Origin of the sequence: Phaeocystidibacter marisrubri (assembly GCF_008933165.1) — a bacterium.
Taxonomy (GTDB): Bacteria; Bacteroidota; Bacteroidia; order Flavobacteriales; family Schleiferiaceae; genus Phaeocystidibacter; species Phaeocystidibacter marisrubri.
The window spans coordinates 586589-605019 of the sequence record NZ_WBVQ01000002.1 but is presented as its reverse complement, the minus strand read 5'-3'; the positions used below and the strand labels follow the sequence as shown (position 1 = coordinate 605019).

At 45.4% G+C, this 18431-nt stretch carries 11 protein-coding genes; 3 read left to right on the top strand and 8 right to left on the bottom strand.

The genetic code is table 11. From position 1 onward, the window contains the following. Nucleotides 1-2: 2 nt before the first annotated feature. The 4 genes from F8C82_RS10080 to F8C82_RS10065 all read right to left on the bottom strand — a co-directional run bounded on the left by F8C82_RS10080 (nt 3) and on the right by F8C82_RS10065 (nt 11183). On the bottom strand, nt 3-4559 hold the full coding sequence (locus tag F8C82_RS10080) for an HYR domain-containing protein (RefSeq protein WP_151693464.1): 4557 nt from the start codon (nt 4557-4559) through the stop codon (nt 3-5). Between the two features lie 24 nt (nt 4560-4583). Next, the gene (locus F8C82_RS10075) at nt 4584-7955 is read right to left on the bottom strand and encodes a VCBS repeat-containing protein (RefSeq protein WP_170266219.1); all 3372 of its coding nucleotides are present in this window, start codon (nt 7953-7955) and stop codon (nt 4584-4586) included. 20 nt (nt 7956-7975) lie between these two features. After that, the gene (locus F8C82_RS10070) at nt 7976-9430 is read right to left on the bottom strand and encodes a SprB repeat-containing protein (protein WP_151693462.1); all 1455 of its coding nucleotides are present in this window, start codon (nt 9428-9430) and stop codon (nt 7976-7978) included. Nucleotides 9431-9713: 283 nt separating this feature from the next. Beyond that, nucleotides 9714-11183 carry a vanadium-dependent haloperoxidase gene (locus F8C82_RS10065; RefSeq protein ID WP_151693461.1) on the bottom strand — a complete coding sequence of 490 codons (1470 nt, stop codon included), beginning with the start codon at nt 11181-11183 and terminating at the stop codon, nt 9714-9716. 169 nt (nt 11184-11352) lie between these two features. Here F8C82_RS10065 and F8C82_RS10060 point away from each other — a divergent pair, with 169 nt between their 5' ends. Then, nucleotides 11353-11943, top strand: coding sequence for a hypothetical protein (locus tag F8C82_RS10060; protein WP_170266218.1), 591 nt, complete (start codon nt 11353-11355; stop codon nt 11941-11943). Here F8C82_RS10060 and F8C82_RS10055 read toward each other — a convergent pair. The 4 genes from F8C82_RS10055 to F8C82_RS10040 all read right to left on the bottom strand — a co-directional run bounded on the left by F8C82_RS10055 (nt 11940) and on the right by F8C82_RS10040 (nt 15160). Next, complete coding sequence (locus F8C82_RS10055) at nt 11940-13484, bottom strand: bifunctional GNAT family N-acetyltransferase/carbon-nitrogen hydrolase family protein (protein WP_151693459.1); 1545 nt, start codon at nt 13482-13484, stop codon at nt 11940-11942. The genes F8C82_RS10060 and F8C82_RS10055 overlap by 4 nt on opposite strands. Then, a complete protein-coding gene (locus F8C82_RS10050; protein ID WP_151693458.1) occupies nt 13481-14080 on the bottom strand; it encodes an acyl carrier protein phosphodiesterase in 600 nt (199 codons plus the stop codon). The genes F8C82_RS10055 and F8C82_RS10050 overlap by 4 nt, the downstream gene beginning before the upstream one ends. Before the next feature lie 113 nt (nt 14081-14193). Then, entirely contained in the window at nt 14194-14445 is a 252-nt protein-coding gene (gene purS / locus F8C82_RS10045; protein WP_151693457.1) for a phosphoribosylformylglycinamidine synthase subunit PurS, read from the bottom strand. Continuing rightward, complete coding sequence (locus F8C82_RS10040; protein WP_151693456.1) at nt 14429-15160, bottom strand: CDP-alcohol phosphatidyltransferase family protein; 732 nt, start codon at nt 15158-15160, stop codon at nt 14429-14431. Before F8C82_RS10040 ends, purS begins: the two co-directional genes overlap by 17 nt. Before the next feature lie 79 nt (nt 15161-15239). On the opposite strand from F8C82_RS10040, the gene lnt reads away from it, so the two are divergent. Both lnt and lpdA read left to right on the top strand, forming a co-directional pair. After that, entirely contained in the window at nt 15240-16823 is a 1584-nt protein-coding gene (gene lnt, locus F8C82_RS10035; protein WP_151693455.1) for an apolipoprotein N-acyltransferase, read from the top strand. A gap of 108 nt (nt 16824-16931) precedes the next feature. Next, the gene (lpdA, locus tag F8C82_RS10030) at nt 16932-18332 is read left to right on the top strand and encodes a dihydrolipoyl dehydrogenase (RefSeq protein ID WP_151693454.1); all 1401 of its coding nucleotides are present in this window, start codon (nt 16932-16934) and stop codon (nt 18330-18332) included. Nucleotides 18333-18431 lie beyond the last annotated feature (99 nt).

Genomic DNA, 18431 nt, shown 5'->3' with positions numbered 1-18431 from the left:
AATTATTTGATGATGACTCTATGATTGGATACAGACGCATCATTCGAGATTCTTAAGATGTAGGTAGCAGCTGGAAGATGACTGAAGTCGAGACTGATCAATCCATTCGCTGTTGTCATAGATCTTTCGTTGTACAATACCTGACCTCCAAGGCTAACCAATTCAATCTGTAGATCGGTTGACTGATCTGCATTCACTTTGATGTTAACCAAGCCGTCAGTTGGGTTAGGATAAACCTCTACTGTTGTGATGTCGAGTTCTTCGATACCGATACCACCACCAGAAGTTCCTACAACTCGTCCATCGCCGTAGTTCATACATCCCGAAGAGTTACCTACCATTACTTGATAGTTACCTCCTACGTTGTAAGAGTAAGTTGGATTTACAGCCCCTGGAATGATCTGTCCGTTGCGATACCACTGGTAGGTAGTATACGTTCCTTGAACGCCCAATGTGGTTGTTCCCAATTGAATGATAACTGGTTTTGTTGGAATAGGTAGAACGGTAACCGAGATGCTTCCACTTACTGTACAGTTGTAGTCGTCTGTGAATGTGTAATTCAATTGGTGACGACCAGCTCCTGCTGCTTGAGGGTCAAATGTGTTTCCATTCACTACACCTGGTCCGGTCCAAACGAGTGAAGACTGACCGAGCGTAATGTCTACCGCAGGATCGTTTTCACAAATCTCTAGTAGACCTGGGATAGAAGGCTGACCACCTGGAACAACCACGATGGTGAATCTCACAATCGTATCATTACCTGCGTTATCTCGGATGCGGAATACGTTCTCTGTAATACCCGCCGGGAAGATGCTTCCGCTTGGCAAGCCTGAGGTTTGTGTAACCACTACGTTTCCACAATTGTCTGTACCCGCTATTGGTGCGTAGGTGTAGTTTGCATTACAAATACCCACTGTGTCAGATGCTGGAACAAACGTTGGAACTGGCTTCACGTCATCTACAACGGTTACGTTGAATGTTGCCGTGCTTGTGTTATTCGCGCCATCTGTAGCCGTTATGGTTACAGTGGTGGTTCCCACAGGGAAGGTAGTTCCCGAAGGGTGTGAGTATGCTAAGCTTGCTGAAGAACAGTTGTCTGTTGCTGTAGCTGCAGGGTAATTCACCACATTGCCACAAGAAGTTGTAGAGCTACCCACTGTGATGTTGGCAGGTACATTGGCAATAACCGGAGCTACGATATCCGTAACGGTTACGACAAATGATCGTGTTCTTGTATTGCCAGCGGCATCTGTTGCGGTGTACGTAACTGTTGTAGTACCCACTGGGAAGGTAGCACCTGAAGCATAGCTAGAGGTCAACGTTGGTGTACCACAGTTATCGGTTGCCGTTGGTGTAGACCATGTTGCTACCGCATCACAAGTACCAGCGTTCGGTACCACTTGAATGTTAGTAGGTAGGTTGGAAATCATTGGAGAGATAGTATCCAATACGGTTACCGTGAAGGACGCAGTGGTAGAGTTACCACTTGGATCGTTGGCTGTAACCGTTACTGTAGTTACACCCAAGGAGAACAGGCTTCCATTGATAGAACTGCTGATGATATTCGTGCTGTTACAGTTGTCGATAGCTGTGATGGTTGGCCACTGTACAATGGTTCCACACTGACCGGCATCTGCATAAGCAGTAATATTCGCAGGGGTGTTATTCAACGTTGGAGTCACCGTATCAACTACAGTTACTATTGCACTTGCGCTTGCTGTGTTGCCAGAGCTGTCTGTCACACTCAACATTACAAGGTTCTGACCTAGGTCAGCGCAATCGAGCAAGGTAATATCGGTGGCATAGGTTTCAATCCCACAGTTGTCCATGCTTCCGTTATCGATGTCGGATGGAGCGACTGTCGCTGAACCCGTAGCGTCTAAGTACACCGTGTGATTCTGAGTGACTACAGTAGGAGCAATGTTGTCTTGAACGGTAACGATTGCCGTAGCGGTACTCTGATTATTGCTGTTGTCGGTTACCGTAACTACTACAGTATTCGCTCCGATATCTGAGCAATCAAAGTCAGATTGACTCAAGGTGATTGTACTGATGGTACAGTTGTCCGTTGAGCCGTTGTTCAACATTGCTGGCGTTACACTGGCTTGACCACTTGCATTTAAGCTAATGGTAAGGTTTTGAGCCATGGCAATTGGACTAACCGTATCCATCACTGTTACGGTTACGCTTGCACTGCTACTGTTACCTGAAGCGTCACTTACCGTAAGGTTTACAGTGTTCGTTCCAAGATCAGCACAAGTGAAGTTCATTTGATCCAACGTGATGGTGCTGATTGAGCAATTGTCCGTTGATCCATTGTTGATCATGCTAGTAGTAATGCTAGCCTGACCGTTTCCATCTAGATAGATCGTTAGACCTTGAGCTGTGGCAATTGGCGAAATGGTATCTCTAACCGACACAATGAAGTTTGTGGTGTTCGTGTTACCTTCCGTATCACTTACCGTGAAGCTTACGCTATTCGAACCCAAGTCGTCACAAGTGAAATCCATTTGAGACACCCACATGCTGTCAATTGAACAGTTGTCGGTACTACCGTTGTTTGCCTGAGCAGCGGTAATGTTAGCTAGTCCATTCGCATCAAGGTAAACGGTAAGGTTTTGAGCTTGTGCCGATGGATTTAGGTTGTCTTCAACAATGACGGTAGCTACGCCTGTGGTTGAATTAGAGTTTTGATCGGTGATGGTAAGTGTCACTGAGTTCACTCCCAAATCGGAACAGTTAAAGCTAGTCTTAGATGCAGAGTAGAAGAAGAGGTTAGAACAGTTATCAGTACTTCCTCCATCTAGTTGAGATGCCGAAATGCTCGCTTGTCCCGTTGCGCCCAATTGCACTGTAATGGTACGAGCAACGAGTGTAGGACTAATGGTATCTTTTACATCCACAAAGAAACTTTCTGTTGCACTATTTCCACTTAGGTCGGTTACCGTAAGGTTGCGCAATTGCAATCCTTTGTCCACACAAGTGAAGGTGTCTTGGCTAGAGCTCAATGTGATCAGACAGTTGTCTGAACTTCCAGCATCTACTGATACTGGGTTGAGTACAGCTACACCATTGGCATTCAAGTAGAGTGTTGTATTCTTTGTTCTCGCTATCGGAGTAATGGTATCCACTACGGTTACGATAAAGGATGCGCTGTCTATGTTTCCATTTATGTCTTCTACAATGAAATATCTAGGATTGGCTCCCAAATGAGAACAATCGAAAATGGAATCCGTAACAGTTGTTTTCAGAATACCACAAAGATCATTTGATCCATTGTCTACCATTGCACTGGTTACGGAAGCAGCGCCATTGTTGTCGAGGTATACGGTAACGTCTTGAGCAATGACCGTTGGTTTAACGGTGTCGAAATCGGTAACCACAATGGTATCCAATCCTTGACAGCCCAAGCTGTCGGTCATAGTTACATAATACGTACCTGCTGAGATGCTATCCGCTACAGCGGTTGTATCCCCATTCGACCACAAGTAAGTGAAAGGAGGTACGCCGTTAACAGGTACCGCGAGTAATTCGCCATCCGAGAAACCTGGACAATCCACTGATTTTTGCAATGTAATGTTCATGGCCAGCGGCGCAGGTTGTGTTACTTCGAAGGAGTCTACAAACGAACATCCTGTCCTATCGGTAACAGTAAGGGTATAAACACCCGCGTCTAAGGAGTCGATGACAGCAGTACTGTCTCCAGTATTCCAAGAGTAGATATATGGCGGTCGGCCACCACTCACGTAGGCTTGCAACTGCCCGTCATGGGTTCCATAACAAGCAACATTCTGAACGTCTGCTGAATCGATTTTGAGAGAGTCAGGAACAGACAATGTAATAACATTACTGTATGCGCTATCTCCACAAGTGAGGTCAACAACCTTTCTCCTAAAATATTTGGTATCAAACTGCTGACCAGGTAGTTGATAACTCAAGCTGTCATTGTCGCCAGGAGCTGAACTCCAATTCACCTTATCCATAGATTGTTCCCAAGTAATCATGAAATTACCAGAACCACCTGAAATGGAATCGAGGTTGTTAAATGGAGGAGCAACGTCTCCGTTACAAATATGGATGTACGTAGGGGGTTCAGGAACCGGGAAATACACCGTTGTTTGTCCACCACTACCAGCTCCACCAGTGTTCGGCATACTATATTGGAAGATCGTGTCCTTAGACTCATTGTACCTCACGATGAGCTCACCATTATTCCATCCATCTCCGAAGGAATCGAAGGCATCCAGTTTTAGCGTTTGATCAATGGGAACACAAAGCAGATGTTGAGGAAGGTAGCTCCCGTCGTAGACCGTTAAATTGGTTGGGTATGTACCACTAGACACGGATGCAAGTTGTGTATTCGTGGTACTGTCACTCATAGTCCAGTACATTTCGGTAGAGAAACTCACCGAACGCATAACGATTTCGATCGATACTTCTCCGGGGCTAGGAGTGGTGCACTGAGCCTCACCCTTGTAGCTGAACAAGAGGGCGAATACGGTGAGAAATACACCGACGAAGGAGGTCCTCGTGTTATTCATTAATAAGTTGGTCTTCATAATCTCAAGGTTAGGAGTCTGTGGTTAGGAGTCTTTGGTTGTTGAGCTTAACTGTAATTCGAAGAATTGGGTGGTGTCCGCATTGTTCGGAACCACCAATAGAGGAGGGGCAACTTTTCTGCGAATGAGTTTTAGGTCTTTCGCATCATTTGGACAGTACAATCCACTAGGGGTGTACGTCCAACTGCCATCCTCGTTGTGAAGTAGGATGAAGCCAGATCCTGCATCGTATCGAGGGGTCTCTGGTTCTGTGATGTAATGGTTACCTACACCCATCAAGTCTTTTCGACCATCTGCGTTTAGATCCATTGCAATGAAGGCATTCACAGGTGATAGCTGAGCTTGGAATGGAAGCTTCTGGGCTTCGTATCCATCACTGCTGCTCATAAATGCCGTAGAGCTGAAAGTAACTGCTCTAAACTGAAGGGCTTCATCCAACATTTCTTTGCCGTAAATTTCTTCAAGTGAAGCCGAAGCAAAATCGGCATACTGTGGAAACTTATCTTTCAGGAAAGGCATTTGTTGAGACGAACACTCTCTACCTCGTACGGGTACAAGTTTGTCATGGTATTCTTTGGCAAGAACGATATCAATGTTTCGCTCTCCATCAAAGTTATTGGCAAACAAGAAGAGAGGATGCTCTAGACTTGGGTGGAATTTGTTGTTCTCTCCCAGATTTCCAGCAATGATGTCAGGTGTGCCATCGCCGTTGAAATCATCAATCAACAAACTGTGCCACCATCCTTCAGTATTCGATAAACCGTAGCTGGCGCCAGATTCTTCAAACGTGTTTTCACCTTGTAGGTATAAACTGATTGGCATCCATTCACCGGCTAGAACTAAGTCGAGTTTGTCATCGCCATTAAAGTCTGCCCACTCTGCTGCGGCAATCATGCCCAGTTTATAGGTTCCGAAGTACTCAATGGTTTTATCCTTATAAACTCCATTCTCATTGATGAGGAGCTTAGATGCAGGAATGGTTGGATATGCCGCAGGAGACGTTCGTCCTCCTACAAAGAGGTCTAAATCACCATCGTTGTCGATGTCGGCCGCGGTAACCACTTTGGTACTGCTCGACCAATTCGGAAGTACGCTGCTATTGCGGGTGAACTCACCATTTCCGGTATTTTCATACAATCGGTCGGTGAGAACAGATGCATCGTATTGCAGCATTTCTGAACCACCACCAGAGCATACATACAAGTCTTGGTCGCCGTCGTTATCAAAGTCAAAGAACAGTGCTCCCATGTCTTCAGATCGGAAATCTTCTGTCCATGGTTGAACTGGAGCTAGGTCAAAACTTCCATCTGGGTTTTGGAAGTACAACGCGCCTGCTTGGTGCTTACCTCCACCTAGGTATAAATCATCAAGTCCATCGCCGTTAGCATCACCCACAGCCGCAGATGGACCAAGTCTACCTTGCGAATGCGGCAACAGAATCTCTGCAGCGAACTCATTGTAGGGTTCGTCGTAATGGCGATGGGTAATAGGTGCGTTTGAGGTAGAAAGGGCGTTGATGAGTGAATTACTCGACTTGTTCAAGACATCTGGACCCGCCGCTGTCATGTTTTGAGCAGAAGCTACTAACGTGAGCGTTTGATTGACATTCACATTCTCCTTCTTGCTCCAACTGCCGTTTGACCATTTAATCCAAACTTCTTCTACAGTGTTCTCTTTTTCAACGCCAAAGTAAAGAACGGGCTCCATCGAAGAGAAGTATCCGTGAATAGGAGACAACTCTTGATACTGCCATCCTAATGGCGTTTTGATATAGGCTTTGGCATTGTAGTCACTTGGACCGTTTTCACTCTTTCTAAGATCCAGTCGGAGGAAGTTATTCACCGTCGTGTTCTCAAAGACGAAAGCCGTATCGTCAATGTTGTTCATCACCAAGTCGAGGTCGCCATCTTGGTCAAAGTCGGCATAAGCTACCCCGTAGGTATAGGCTGAGTCGTTGCCAAAAGCCGAACGGAGTTTATCGAACTTCATATCGCCGCCTCTATTGCGGTAGTATTCGTTAGAAAGTGGAATACTTGGCATCATAGCGAAGAGTTCTTCCTTCAACTCGTTTGGAACAGACCCTCCGTTTTCGTCTTTGGCCTTTTGCATAGCCATGCGGAAGTCGTTGTCGCGAGGATATCTACGAATGCCATTGCTGATGAAAATGTCCTTGTATGAATCCCCATCAAAATCCTGCATGAGTGCTGTCCAAGACCAATCGCTTTTTGCAAGACCCGTTTGGTGAGCCACATTCACAAAATGTCCAGTACCATCATTGAATTGAAGGCTGTTGAACATGTATTGATGAGGGAGCTTCAAGTTTTCGGTGAGGTAGTAGAACAACTGAGTATTCATACTAGCCATGAGCGTTTTACTGCGGTAGTGATCGTCAATGGCCATATCTACCACCAAAATCTCTGGACTCAGGTCATTGTTCAAATCTGCTACATCCACGCCCATACCGAAGTAGGTGATTTGACGTGTGCGTTCCTTTTGTTCATCTACAAAAGTTCCATCTCCGCGATTGATGTACATGAAATCTGGAACGGAATAGTCATTGGCCACGTAGATGTCGGTTAGCCCGTCATTGTTGATGTCTGTTGTAGCGAGTCCAAGGCCATATCCGTAGGCCAAAATGCCCGCTTCAATGGTAACGTCAGTGAAGCCTGCTTCGCCATCATTCCGGTAGAGGTGGTTGGTAGCCAGAAGCATATTAGCCGTGTCTTTCATTAACTCAACCACTTCTGGAATACGAACGCCCCAATATGTGGTGTGATTCATCACAAAGAGGTCGAGGTCGCCATCACCGTCATAGTCAAAGAAGGAAGAGTGCGTAGACCAATTGGAATCATCCACGCCGTATTCAGCAGCTGCTTCTCTAAATTTGAAGTTGCCTTCGTTGATGAAAAGCTTATTTCTGCGCTTTTCTGGGTCGATAGAAGGTCCACCACAAGCAATGTAAATATCGAGAAGACCATCTTGATTGACATCCGCCATACTCACACCGTTTGTCCAACGATCTGTAGCTTGTAGAATGGGATCTTCAACGGCTTCAAATTTCCAATTGCCCAGGTTTTTGTAGAGGGCATTCGGGCTGGTGTTTGAGCCAAAGTAAATGTCTGGCAAACCATCGTTATTGAGATCACCTGCCGCTACACCACTGCCGTTGTAATAGTTCTCAAACGTGAGCACATTCTCATGGGAGAAGATGTTCTCTTCTAGCCTGTTGTAGAACGATAACCCTGTTGCTGAAGGACTCTTTGAAGTAAAGAGCGGGGATTCCGTTTCTGAAGGATCATCTTCATCTGAAGACGTGCTTTCAGAACACCCATTCGACAATAGCAATAGGGGAAGTAGCCCTAGCACCGAAATGTAATATTTCAAGCTGGAGTTCATAGGTAACATTTATGAGGATCTTAATTACCTATGGACCCGCCGTCGAGCTCTTGTCGATCGTTTCCAACCGTAATATTTACGGTATTGACCGAGGTACATCCATTTTCATCAGTAACTAAGACCGTGTAATCGTCGGCTATAAGTGCATTCGGATCATTGAGAACCACACTTGTGTTCAGTCCAGTAAAGGTGTACGTAACGACACCCGTACCGCCCGTGTGGTAAACGGTCACACTACCATCACTTCCACCGTAACAAGACACATTGTTGCTCAATACAATGGAGTCAATCACAAGCGTATCAGGTTGCACTAGAGTAATCGTATCGCTGGCAATACAACCTGTAGACGTGTCGGTAGCGCGGCCCCAATAAGTGCCAGCAGTCAAGGAGTCAATGGATTGCGTCGTGTCTCCTGTACTCCACAGGTAGGTGATGTTTGCATTGGCGGTGAAGCCCGTTAAAGAGAGTGCGGCTAGCGTATCGGAATAGCACAATAAACTATCGTCTATGGCAATATTCGCTTCAAACGGAGCAACTGCGGCTACTTCTACGGTGATAGAATCCATACATCCTGTTTGATCACTAACTACTACAGAGTAAATACCTGGAGCCAATCCTGTTCGGTTACCCGCAGTACTATTGTCGCTCCAGGAGTAAGAATAAGGAGGAGCACCACCGCTGATATAGAGGGTGATGGACCCATCATCAACTCCAGCACAGAAGGAAGAATCGATGAGTACAGAGTCAATCAATAGTGAATCTGGTACAATGAGATTAATTTCATCGATAATTGTATCGCTAGCTGCGGAATCAATCGCGATACGACGATAGTAACTGGTATCTGTTCTTGAGCCCAATGGCTGATATGAATATGGATCACCATTCCAACTAGGTGCGGCTGCCCAAGTCGCTCTATCAAAGGACTCTTCCCAAGAGTAGATGTATTGGCCCGAGTCTAGTGCTATGGTGTCATCTATCACAAGCGCGGGAGATGATTCCCCTTGACAGATGCTTACTTTTTTAAGGACAGGTTCTACTTGGAAATAGGCTACTCCTGTTGATCCAGATGCCAAGGTGTAACTAAATGCAGTGTCCTGGGTTTCTGCGTATCGTGCATAGAACGTACCTCCATTCCAACCATCGCCAAATGAATCAAATGCATTGAGCTTCAATGTTTGATTCGTTGGAAGACATAACTGGTGTTGAGGAAGGGCCGTTGGGCCATATACGTTGTTTGAGTTGTAAGAGCCGGAACCAACAGATGCATAAAGGTTTCCAGTTGCACTATCCTGTAAATTCCATGAAATCTCTGTACCAAAGCCGTCGGCTTCGAAAACAATTTCAATAGCAACTTCGCCCGGACCGGGTGTTGTACACTGAGCTTTTCCTGATTCAGGAGCAAGTAAAATTGTCGTGAATACAAAGACAGCCACAAACTGTCTAAGGAAAGCTATAGGGAATAGTCTTTCGCTCATAGCGGAGGTTGGTTAGTAGGTATGTCCAACTACGTCTATCGCAAAACAGTTCGTAGTTGAGTAAGTTGGTTAGGTCAAAAGTAAAGTAAATTTTTTGAAAACCTCACCAAATCAGCGTTACGACAAATGCAGACTTTTAACTTCTATTTTCAGCTTCTAACTATTTGATATGTAGGTGTATATTAAGAGGAGTAAAACAAAAATTCTCGGTAATTCATTGAATGGACTTCAACGATTACCGAGAATTCATGGTGTAGAATGGAAAAAAGTAGAAGGGATATTCCTACTTTGATTCAAAAGGAGAACTAGCACTTGGAACGTGCTTCATGTAAAAGCTCCACGCGTTTCGAGCAACATCTCTACCAAGCTCCAATCCAGCAATGTTGTCGGCCTGGATGTGATATCCTCCATACAATCTTGAAATGCCGGCCTGTTCTGCGGCGTCTGTGAAAGTTGGGAAGCTCAATGTTACGGTATCGCCCAAGCGATCTTGTTCCGTTAAACAACCAGCTACCCATTCTACTTCTACGCCAAATTCATCACTTCCTGTCCAATATTTTAGTGCTTCAGCACAAGCACCGCTAATTGTGCTATGTCCGGAAGTGTAACTAGGGAATGGAGGACATAAGAAGATGGATGGTGAATACGGACGCCAGTCGTTTCCATCCATTTCTATCATACCATATCCTTCTCCGCCCCACGCGGTGATGGTCTTTCCGCCATAATATTCATGAACCAATGCGAAAGGTCGTGCATAGTCATAGTACATTTTTGAATCCCATGAAGCGATAAAGGCATCCATTGCCACAACTTGATTGAGGAAGTACATCTTTACATCTTGATCAAGCGTGTGATTGTCTCGGATGGATACATCTTGTGCAAATTTGAGCCAGTGCCCCGCTTGCTGTACTGATTGAGGGCCATCGCGCATGAACTCTACCAAGGCCTTTTGTTGATCGGTAAGATTGGCTTGCATTTCAACCACTTGAGCCACTTCTTCTTTGAGTTGCTCCGAACCCACCATTGGTGGAGGACCTGGGCGGAACTGATCGCCGGAAGTCATGCTGATGGGCTTTACATTTTGCCAGAAAGGTGTCAAGCAACTTGGTGCAAATTGTCCACCTGCGCCATCACTAAAGTACTTAGGTTGCCATCGGTTAATATCAACATTGGTGTCTACAGAATTGACAGGCTGATAGTAAGTATAGTCGAAATAAGGTACACTCAAGGTGTCTACTTCTTCGCCGTATTGGTTGGAGCCATCTCCTTTTCGGGCTTCGATCACTGCCAAGGCCGCCAAGTTGCCAATGCCTTCTGGGGTTGATGGGTCTGTGCTTGTATTGGAAGGGTCTAGGCCGAGTTCAACCATGAACTCAGAGAACAGTGCAGAGTCAGAGTAATAATACTCAAGCATGGTTCTGTATGCCGCATAGCTGATCGCGATTTCTTTATTTTTGAGTGTTTGCTCTTCTGTCGGTCTACGACTAACGCCGTCTAAGTAAACCGGGATCGCTTCTGAGTCATATCGCGACCAAGCATCAAAAACAGAAGTGAAAATCAATCCGAGATATCGGGAGGTAATGGTCGGTCTAGGTTTGAACCTTTCGGTATCTAGTGCGGTTGCTTCAAGAGCCATTTGTCCCCATTTGTAGGCTACATTTTCAGATCCCATGGGCTCTAAGTTAGAGGTGGATTCTGATGGACTACAACCCAGTAGAATGGAGAATAGGAGAATTAGATTGAGATGTTTCATCAGGTTAGTAGGAAACGTTGATTGGTTAATTGGTGGCAAGAATAAATACTTTTAACGAAATATCGTCCTCGGTGAGGGATAATGTATATGTGCTAGAAGGCTATTGGAGGCACGAAGGAAGTACTATTGACGTTCTAATTTTATCCTCGATATTTGTTGAAATGAATGTATGCGCATGAAGAGTTTTGGAATTGCTGCTGTCTTATCACTATTGTCCGTTTTCGTCTATGGGCAAGAGGAAGTTTTGCCAATTCAACGCGTAGGTCTGTCGGTCGGTTATCACTCGTACCAAACGGTTCCTTCTGCATTCATTAATGAAGATGACGATGTTACCTTTTTGCGGACGAATACAGTTTCCACACCTGTGTTGCTTTTTCATTACGGTCGCGACGTGAGCGACGGAATGGTAACCCTCAATGTCAATCTATCTCTTGAGCGTTCAACCTCGGATTTGGTCAGTGGAAATGCCACGTATGAATCATCACTATTCCTTACACACCTGACGGTTACTGCCGGATTAGAGTGGTACTATTACCGAACCGAATACTTTTATTTGGGAAGTGGTGTTTTGGTAGGTTTTGGAATGGATAACGGGGTTTTCAGCAAGGAGGTCCGTCAAGATTTTGACTATACGCAGTACGACTATCACTACCAAGTGGATGCACTTTCAATGCGCTATGGACGCAAGTACGGTGTTTCCCTGTCTGGGGGCTATGGGGTATTAGGCAATGTTCGGGCGGGAATATTTGTAGGGATTTAAGACTTTCCGATCCACTTCAATTGATACAAATCCTTTCTTCGGTCACTTACGGTTCGTACGCTTCCGTGCACGTGGAGTTCTTTTAAAAGATCATAATCAACATCGGCAATCAAAGTCATCTCTGTATTTGGAGTGGCTTCTGCTTTGATTTGATTGGTCGGGAATGCGAAATCAGAAGGGGTGAATACGGCAGACTGGGCATATTGAATGTCCATGTTGTTTACTCTCGGAAGGTTTCCAACCGACCCTGCAATAGCCACATAACATTCGTTTTCTACGGCTCTAGCCATGGCACATGATCGAACCCTCATGTATCCATTTTGGGTGTCGGTTAAGAACGGAACAAAGAGCAATTGCATGCCTTGTTCACGCAATAGTCTTGGTAGTTCAGGGAACTCAACGTCGTAGCAAATCAGAATTCCCACCTTTCCCGCATCGGTTTCAAATACTTTGAGAACGTCTCCTCCTTGCATGCCCCAAGCTGTAGCTTCTGCAGGGGTGATATGGATTTTCTCGTAACTATCGATATTTCCGTTTCTGTGACATAAGTAGGCGATATTCTTGAGGTGGCCTTTTTCATCAATACGCGGCATTGACCCTGTGATGATGTTCACATTATAGCTCACAGCGAAGTCGCGGAAGATCTCCAGCAAGCGCTCGGTATATCCCGCCATTTCTCGGATGGCATCTCGCTCTCCCAAATTGTTGTACTTCTCCATAAGTGGAGCGTTGAATAATTCGGGGAATAAGGCGAAATCTGCGCCGTATCCACTAACGGAATCCACAAAGAATTCGATTTGTTCGACGAGGGAGTCAAAAGTTGGAAAGAGGCGCATTTGCCACTGAACCAGACCCAATCGCACAATCTGTTTGGGGGAATTGATGAGTTTTTCTTCGGGTTGATAGTAGATGTTGATCCACTCCAGCAGTGTAGCGTAATCTTTCGATTCATTGTCGCCTGGCAAGTAGTTTCTCAGCACCTTTCTGACGTGAAAATCGTTGCTAAGTTGAAACGACAACGTTGGGTCGTGGATTTCCTTGATCTTCACCTTGTCGATGTACTGCTTCGGCGTGAGCTCGTTGGCGTAGGAAGCGTAATTTGGAATTCGTCCGCCCGCCATGATGGCCCGAAGGTTTAAGTTCTCACAGATTTCTTTTCTCGCATCATAGAGTCGGCGGGCGAGTCGAAGGCCTCGGAAATCGGGATGAACGAAGATGTCAATTCCATACAAGGTGTCACCATCTTCGGTATGGGTTGAGAAGGTTTCCCCACCTGTGATTTTGTCATAGGTGTGATTATCCCCAAATAGCGAGTAATCTACAATGAGTGAAAGCGCAGCTCCAACCAGCTTCCCATTCACATATACCCCAATTTGACCATCGGGAAAGGTTTCGAGCAAGTCTCGAATGTGTTTTTTAGACCAGTACGCATCGTCAATGGCCGGATAGGCTGCGAGCATGGCCTCTTTGAGTGAATTGTAGTCGGAAGGTTCGAGGTGGCGCACCTCTACGTGCATATCAGTATTTAGGTCGGAACTCATTCTTCGTTGTTCTTTAGCTCGTCGAGTTTGCTTTTCGAGAAATCTATTAGTTGAGGAAAAAAGGCATTGAACTCCGACTGAAATTCAGCGTGGAATTCGTGTAATTCTTCTACGGCCTTCTCCATTTTGGAATTGAACGATGCCCTTCGGCTCATGCCGCCAAGGACCCTCTTCATTCCTTCAAACTTCGCATAATTTGTCAGCCAATCATATTGAATCATGTACGGTAACATGTGCTGAACTTGCTTTGGGAGGTCTTCTTTCCTACTCCGGAAAAACTCGTAGTGAAAATGAGCGAAATCTCGGAGCGGAACATTGTGCCACTTCTTCCAATTGAGAGCTAAGAAGTGGTCGTAGAAAATGTCGACCAACACGGCACTGTAATGCGAATACCTAGGAAAAAGTCTTTGTTTGCTCAGTCGAACAATGTCGTGATGATCTGTAAAATCATCAATGGCTCGGTGTAGTGCAATTCCCGTTTTGATTCGTGCACTGTGATGGGGAAGTCCTTCTCCTTTCACGGAGTCGGCTACAAAATTCCCAATCGCCACTTCGCGATCGTCAAATGAAAGATAAAGGTGAGCAAGGAAGTTCATTCACGTTAAGATACAATAAGTGAGCGGCCATTGTTCTCTCTCCGTTCAAATTGACCATAAAAAAAGCCGCCAACCCGAAGGCCGACGGCTTAGAGATGTCTAATCCCTTAGGGTTATGCTTCTAATAGCTCGAACTCATAACCTTCCATAATAGGATTGGCTAGAAGTTTTTTACAAGCTGTGTCCACCATCTCATGAGCTTCGTCCTTGCTGCCGGCTTCGACTTCAAGAGTGATGTGCTTTCCGATGCGAACATTGTCGATGGCGGAAAGGTCAATGTTTTTCAAACTGTGCGTTACCGTCTTACCCTGTGGGTCTAAAAGTGCCTTGTGCGGCATTACGTCGATCTCAGCGCGAAATTTCATGGCGGTGAATTCTATTGTCAATGATTGATATAATCAGGTACAAAAGTACAACTAATGATAGACCTGTGATACCTGAAAATGCGAATATTACAATTGCGCTCAAAATCAACAGGTATCTCGGCTTGTTGTCAGCCCATCCAAAATTCTTGAATTTGAGCGCTAGTAGCGGCAATTCGGCGATTAGAGCCCAACATGAAAATGCGGTGAATACCACGATGATTATTTCGAGGTAATCGCTTGCTCCTGCCAAATCCATGGTGCCGTGATCTATCCCCCAAACCAGTGAAAGAATCAAAATACTATTGGCCGGAGTGGGCAAGCCGATGAATTTATCCGTTTGTCGAGTATCAATATTAAACTTCGCCAAGCGATAGGCCGAAAAAAGAGCGATGGCGAGAGGGACGTAAGCAATGGAAGGGTCGCAAAAGGCCAACACAGAGTCGAAGCTGCAAATCTCACGTTTCAATACATAGGTTAGTCCAATGGCAGGAGCAAGTCCAAAACTGACTACATCGGCCAGAGAATCTAGTTGTTTCCCCATGTCGCCACTCACTTTTAACATTCGGGCAACAAAGCCATCGGCAAAGTCTAGCAATGCTGCAATGCCAATTAAATAGATGCTCCACTCAAATTCGTATTGAGTGAAGAGTAGAATGGCCAATATGCCGCAAAGCATATTTCCGAGGGTAATTGCGTTTGGAATGTGTTTCCTCATGGGTCAAACTTAAAACAAAGCGCCGTATCCTCAACGTGAGATGCCGTAACTTGAGCCTCTATTTCAGAATGCAATTGACATGCGTAAACTACTTGCCGCTCTTTCTACCGCGGGGTTACTAGCCATCGCTTGGCCTGCGAATGGAAGTTTAACGCCCCTGGTCTTTGGGGCTTTTATTCCCATGCTTTGGTTGGAGAAGGTCATTCGCTTATCGGATTCCAAACACAGAGGCCGTCAATTGTTTTTTTATGCTTGGTTGAGCTTTGGTCTTTTCAATTTGGGAACCACTTGGTGGGTGAGTTATGCGCATTGGAGTGGAACAGCGGCTACCACTATTGTCAACGGCGGACTAATGGCGTTTTGCTTTTGGCTCTTTCACATTGTAAGCAGAAACCTTGGGGCAGCTAAAGGCTTGATCTTGCTTCCGTTCTTATGGATGCCTGTAGAATATCTACATATGGATTGGGATATGTCATTCCCATGGCTGAATCTCGGATATGTATTTGCCAATCGTCCCTCTTGGATTCAGTGGTATTCCTACTCTGGCATTTGGGGTGGAACTCTGTGGGTGTTGTGGGTGAATGCCATTCTCTTTAGAAGTTTCTTGCCCTCACAGCCCAAGGCAACAGTCATTTCTTGGGTGTTGAAATCCATTTTTATTATCGGCATCCCGGTGGGAGTTTCTCATTGGATGTATGCCCATTATGAAGAAGTGGGAAGACCTGTAAATGTGGTGTCGGTGCAACCCAACTTGGATCCTTATTCGGTTAAATTCACACTAGATGATGAGGAAACCGTAGATCGTTTCATCTCTTTTGCGAAACCGTATTTATCGGATAGTACCGATTACTTGATTGGTCCAGAAACCATGATCGGAAAAGGGCGACTCAATGAAGCCACACTTTCGTATACCAGAGCCATTCAGAAACTTCAGCACCTAAGTGATTCGCTTCCAAAACTCAGAACGGTCATTGGGCTTTCGAGTCATTTGCGCTATCGATCCAAAGAGACAGAAACCGCAAGACCTCTTGGAAATAATGGCGGATATGTCGATCAATTTAATACGTCCATTCAGATCGGACCAACGGGTATGGAAATTCCGAGATACCACAAGAGTAAATTGGTAGTTGGGGTTGAAAAAGTTCCATTCAAATGGCTCTTTGAACCGCTTCTAGCAGGTGGGATAGACTTGGGAGGAGCAACGGGAACCTTAGGAGGACAAACTGATAGAGCGGTGTTCACAAGAGAAATGGACTCGTCTGTAATTGCCACGCCGGTTTGTTGGGAAGCTGATTTTCCCGGCTATACGGCAGAGTTTGTTCGGAATGGTGCACAGGCACTTTTTGCCATCACGAATGATGGATGGTGGAACGATACACCTGGTAAGACACAGCATATGTACTACGCCAGTGTTCGAGCGATTGAGAATAGAAGGGATGTGGTACGAAGCGCGAATACAGGAATCTCTTGCTACATCAATCAAAGGGGAGATATTTCCCATCAAATACCCTATGAAACGGATGGGGCGTTTGCCGCAGTGGTCTATTTAAATGATGAACTCACACTCTTTACAAAGTCTGGCGATGTTGGTGGACGAATATCCATCTTTATCAGTATCGCCGTATTGCTGTCCATTGTCGTAAAACTTCGAACTGGGCGCTAAAGAATTTGTTTAGTCTATAGGAAGAATGTAGAATTCAATGGGTTGTACAAGGTTCATTGTCTACATTTGTATCCCCGTTTTTACAAAACAGCTTTAAGTCAATATATCATGAGCTCATATGACGTTATCGTGATCGGTTCTGGTCCCGGTGGTTACGTTGCAGCCATTCGCGCTGCTCAACTAGGAAAGAAAACTGCGATTATTGAGAAGTATAACACTTTGGGTGGTACTTGTTTGAACGTTGGTTGTATTCCTTCCAAGGCTCTTCTCGATTCTTCGGAACACTTCCACAATGCAGAGTCAACTTTTGCAGATCACGGTATCGAAATCAATGCGCCAAAGGTGAACATTGAACAGATGATTAACCGCAAGCAATCGGTAGTTGATCAAACGTGTGAGGGTGTTGCTTTCTTGATGAAGAAGAACAACATTGATGTTCACACGGGTTTGGGATCTTTCAAAGACAAGAATACCGTTGTAGTAAAAGGTGAAGATGGCGAGACTGAACTCAAGGGTGACAAGATCATCATTGCTACCGGTTCTAAGCCAGTTGAATTGCCTTTTGCCAAGTTTGATAAAGAGCGAATCATTTCAAGCACAGAAGCGTTAAAGCTTTCTGAAGTTCCAAAGCACCTCATCGTTATTGGTGGTGGTGTAATTGGTCTTGAATTGGGTTCAGTTTATCGTCGTTTGGGTGCAGAGGTTACCGTAGTGGAGTATGCCGATAGCATCATTCCTACGATGGACCGCGCTATGGGGAAGGATCTTCAGCGTACCCTTAAGAAGTTGGGTATGTCTATCAACCTAAACCACAAAGTGAGTTCTGTAACTCGCGATGGCGATAAAGTGACTGTAGTTGCAGAAAACAAGAAGGGCGAAGAAGTGTCTTTTGAAGGTGATTACTGTCTCGTTTCTGTAGGTCGTCGCCCGTATACACAAGGACTCGGACTAGACAATGCAGGAGTGAAAGTGGACGATCGCGGAAGAATTGAAGTGAACGATCACCTCGAAACGAACGTAGAAGGCATTTACGCGATTGGAGATGTGGTTCGTGGTGCTATGCTCGCTCACAAAGCAGAAGAGGAAGGAACTTTTGTTGCTGAATGGATTGCAGGTGAAAAGCCACACATGGATTACAATTTGATTCCAAATATCGTTTACACTTGGCCAGAAGTAGCAGGTGTAGGTAAAACGGAAGAGCAGTTGAAAGAAGAAGGCGCGAAGTACAAAACGGGATCATTCCCAATGAGAGCCCTTGGACGTTCACGTGCATCTGGTGACATTGATGGTTCTGTGAAAATTTTGGCCGATGCTGAAACCGATGAAGTACTCGGCGTACACATCTGTGCTGCTCGTGCTGCCGATATGATTATGGAAGCTACAGTAGCGATGGAATTCCGCGCATCTGCAGAGGATATTGCCCGCATTTGTCACGGTCACCCTACCTACACAGAGGCCATCAAAGAAGCGGCCATGGATGCGACTGCAAAGCGTTCCATCCATTCTTAAGTGATTGCATTGCCGACGAATGTCGGTTTGAGATACAAAATGCCACTTGTCTTTTGACAGGTGGCATTTTCATTTTAGAACATACACTTCTGTGTAACT

Bases quoted from the DNA above. Each gene is read 5' to 3' on its own strand.
- F8C82_RS10070 (WP_151693462.1), bottom strand. From the start codon at position 9,430: ATGAGCGAAAGACTATTCCCTATAGCTTTCCTTAGACAGTTTGTGGCT.
- F8C82_RS10055 (WP_151693459.1), bottom strand. From the start codon at position 13,484: ATGAGTTCCGACCTAAATACTGATATGCACGTAGAGGTGCGCCACCTC.
- lnt (WP_151693455.1), top strand. From the start codon at position 15,240: ATGCGTAAACTACTTGCCGCTCTTTCTACCGCGGGGTTACTAGCCATC.
- purS (WP_151693457.1), bottom strand. From the start codon at position 14,445: ATGAAATTTCGCGCTGAGATCGACGTAATGCCGCACAAGGCACTTTTA.
- F8C82_RS10050 (WP_151693458.1), bottom strand. From the start codon at position 14,080: ATGAACTTCCTTGCTCACCTTTATCTTTCATTTGACGATCGCGAAGTG.
- F8C82_RS10060 (WP_170266218.1), top strand. From the start codon at position 11,353: ATGCGCATGAAGAGTTTTGGAATTGCTGCTGTCTTATCACTATTGTCC.
- F8C82_RS10075 (WP_170266219.1), bottom strand. From the start codon at position 7,955: ATGAACTCCAGCTTGAAATATTACATTTCGGTGCTAGGGCTACTTCCC.
- F8C82_RS10080 (WP_151693464.1), bottom strand. From the start codon at position 4,559: ATGAAGACCAACTTATTAATGAATAACACGAGGACCTCCTTCGTCGGT.
- F8C82_RS10040 (WP_151693456.1), bottom strand. From the start codon at position 15,160: ATGAGGAAACACATTCCAAACGCAATTACCCTCGGAAATATGCTTTGC.
- F8C82_RS10065 (WP_151693461.1), bottom strand. From the start codon at position 11,183: ATGAAACATCTCAATCTAATTCTCCTATTCTCCATTCTACTGGGTTGT.
- lpdA (WP_151693454.1), top strand. From the start codon at position 16,932: ATGAGCTCATATGACGTTATCGTGATCGGTTCTGGTCCCGGTGGTTAC.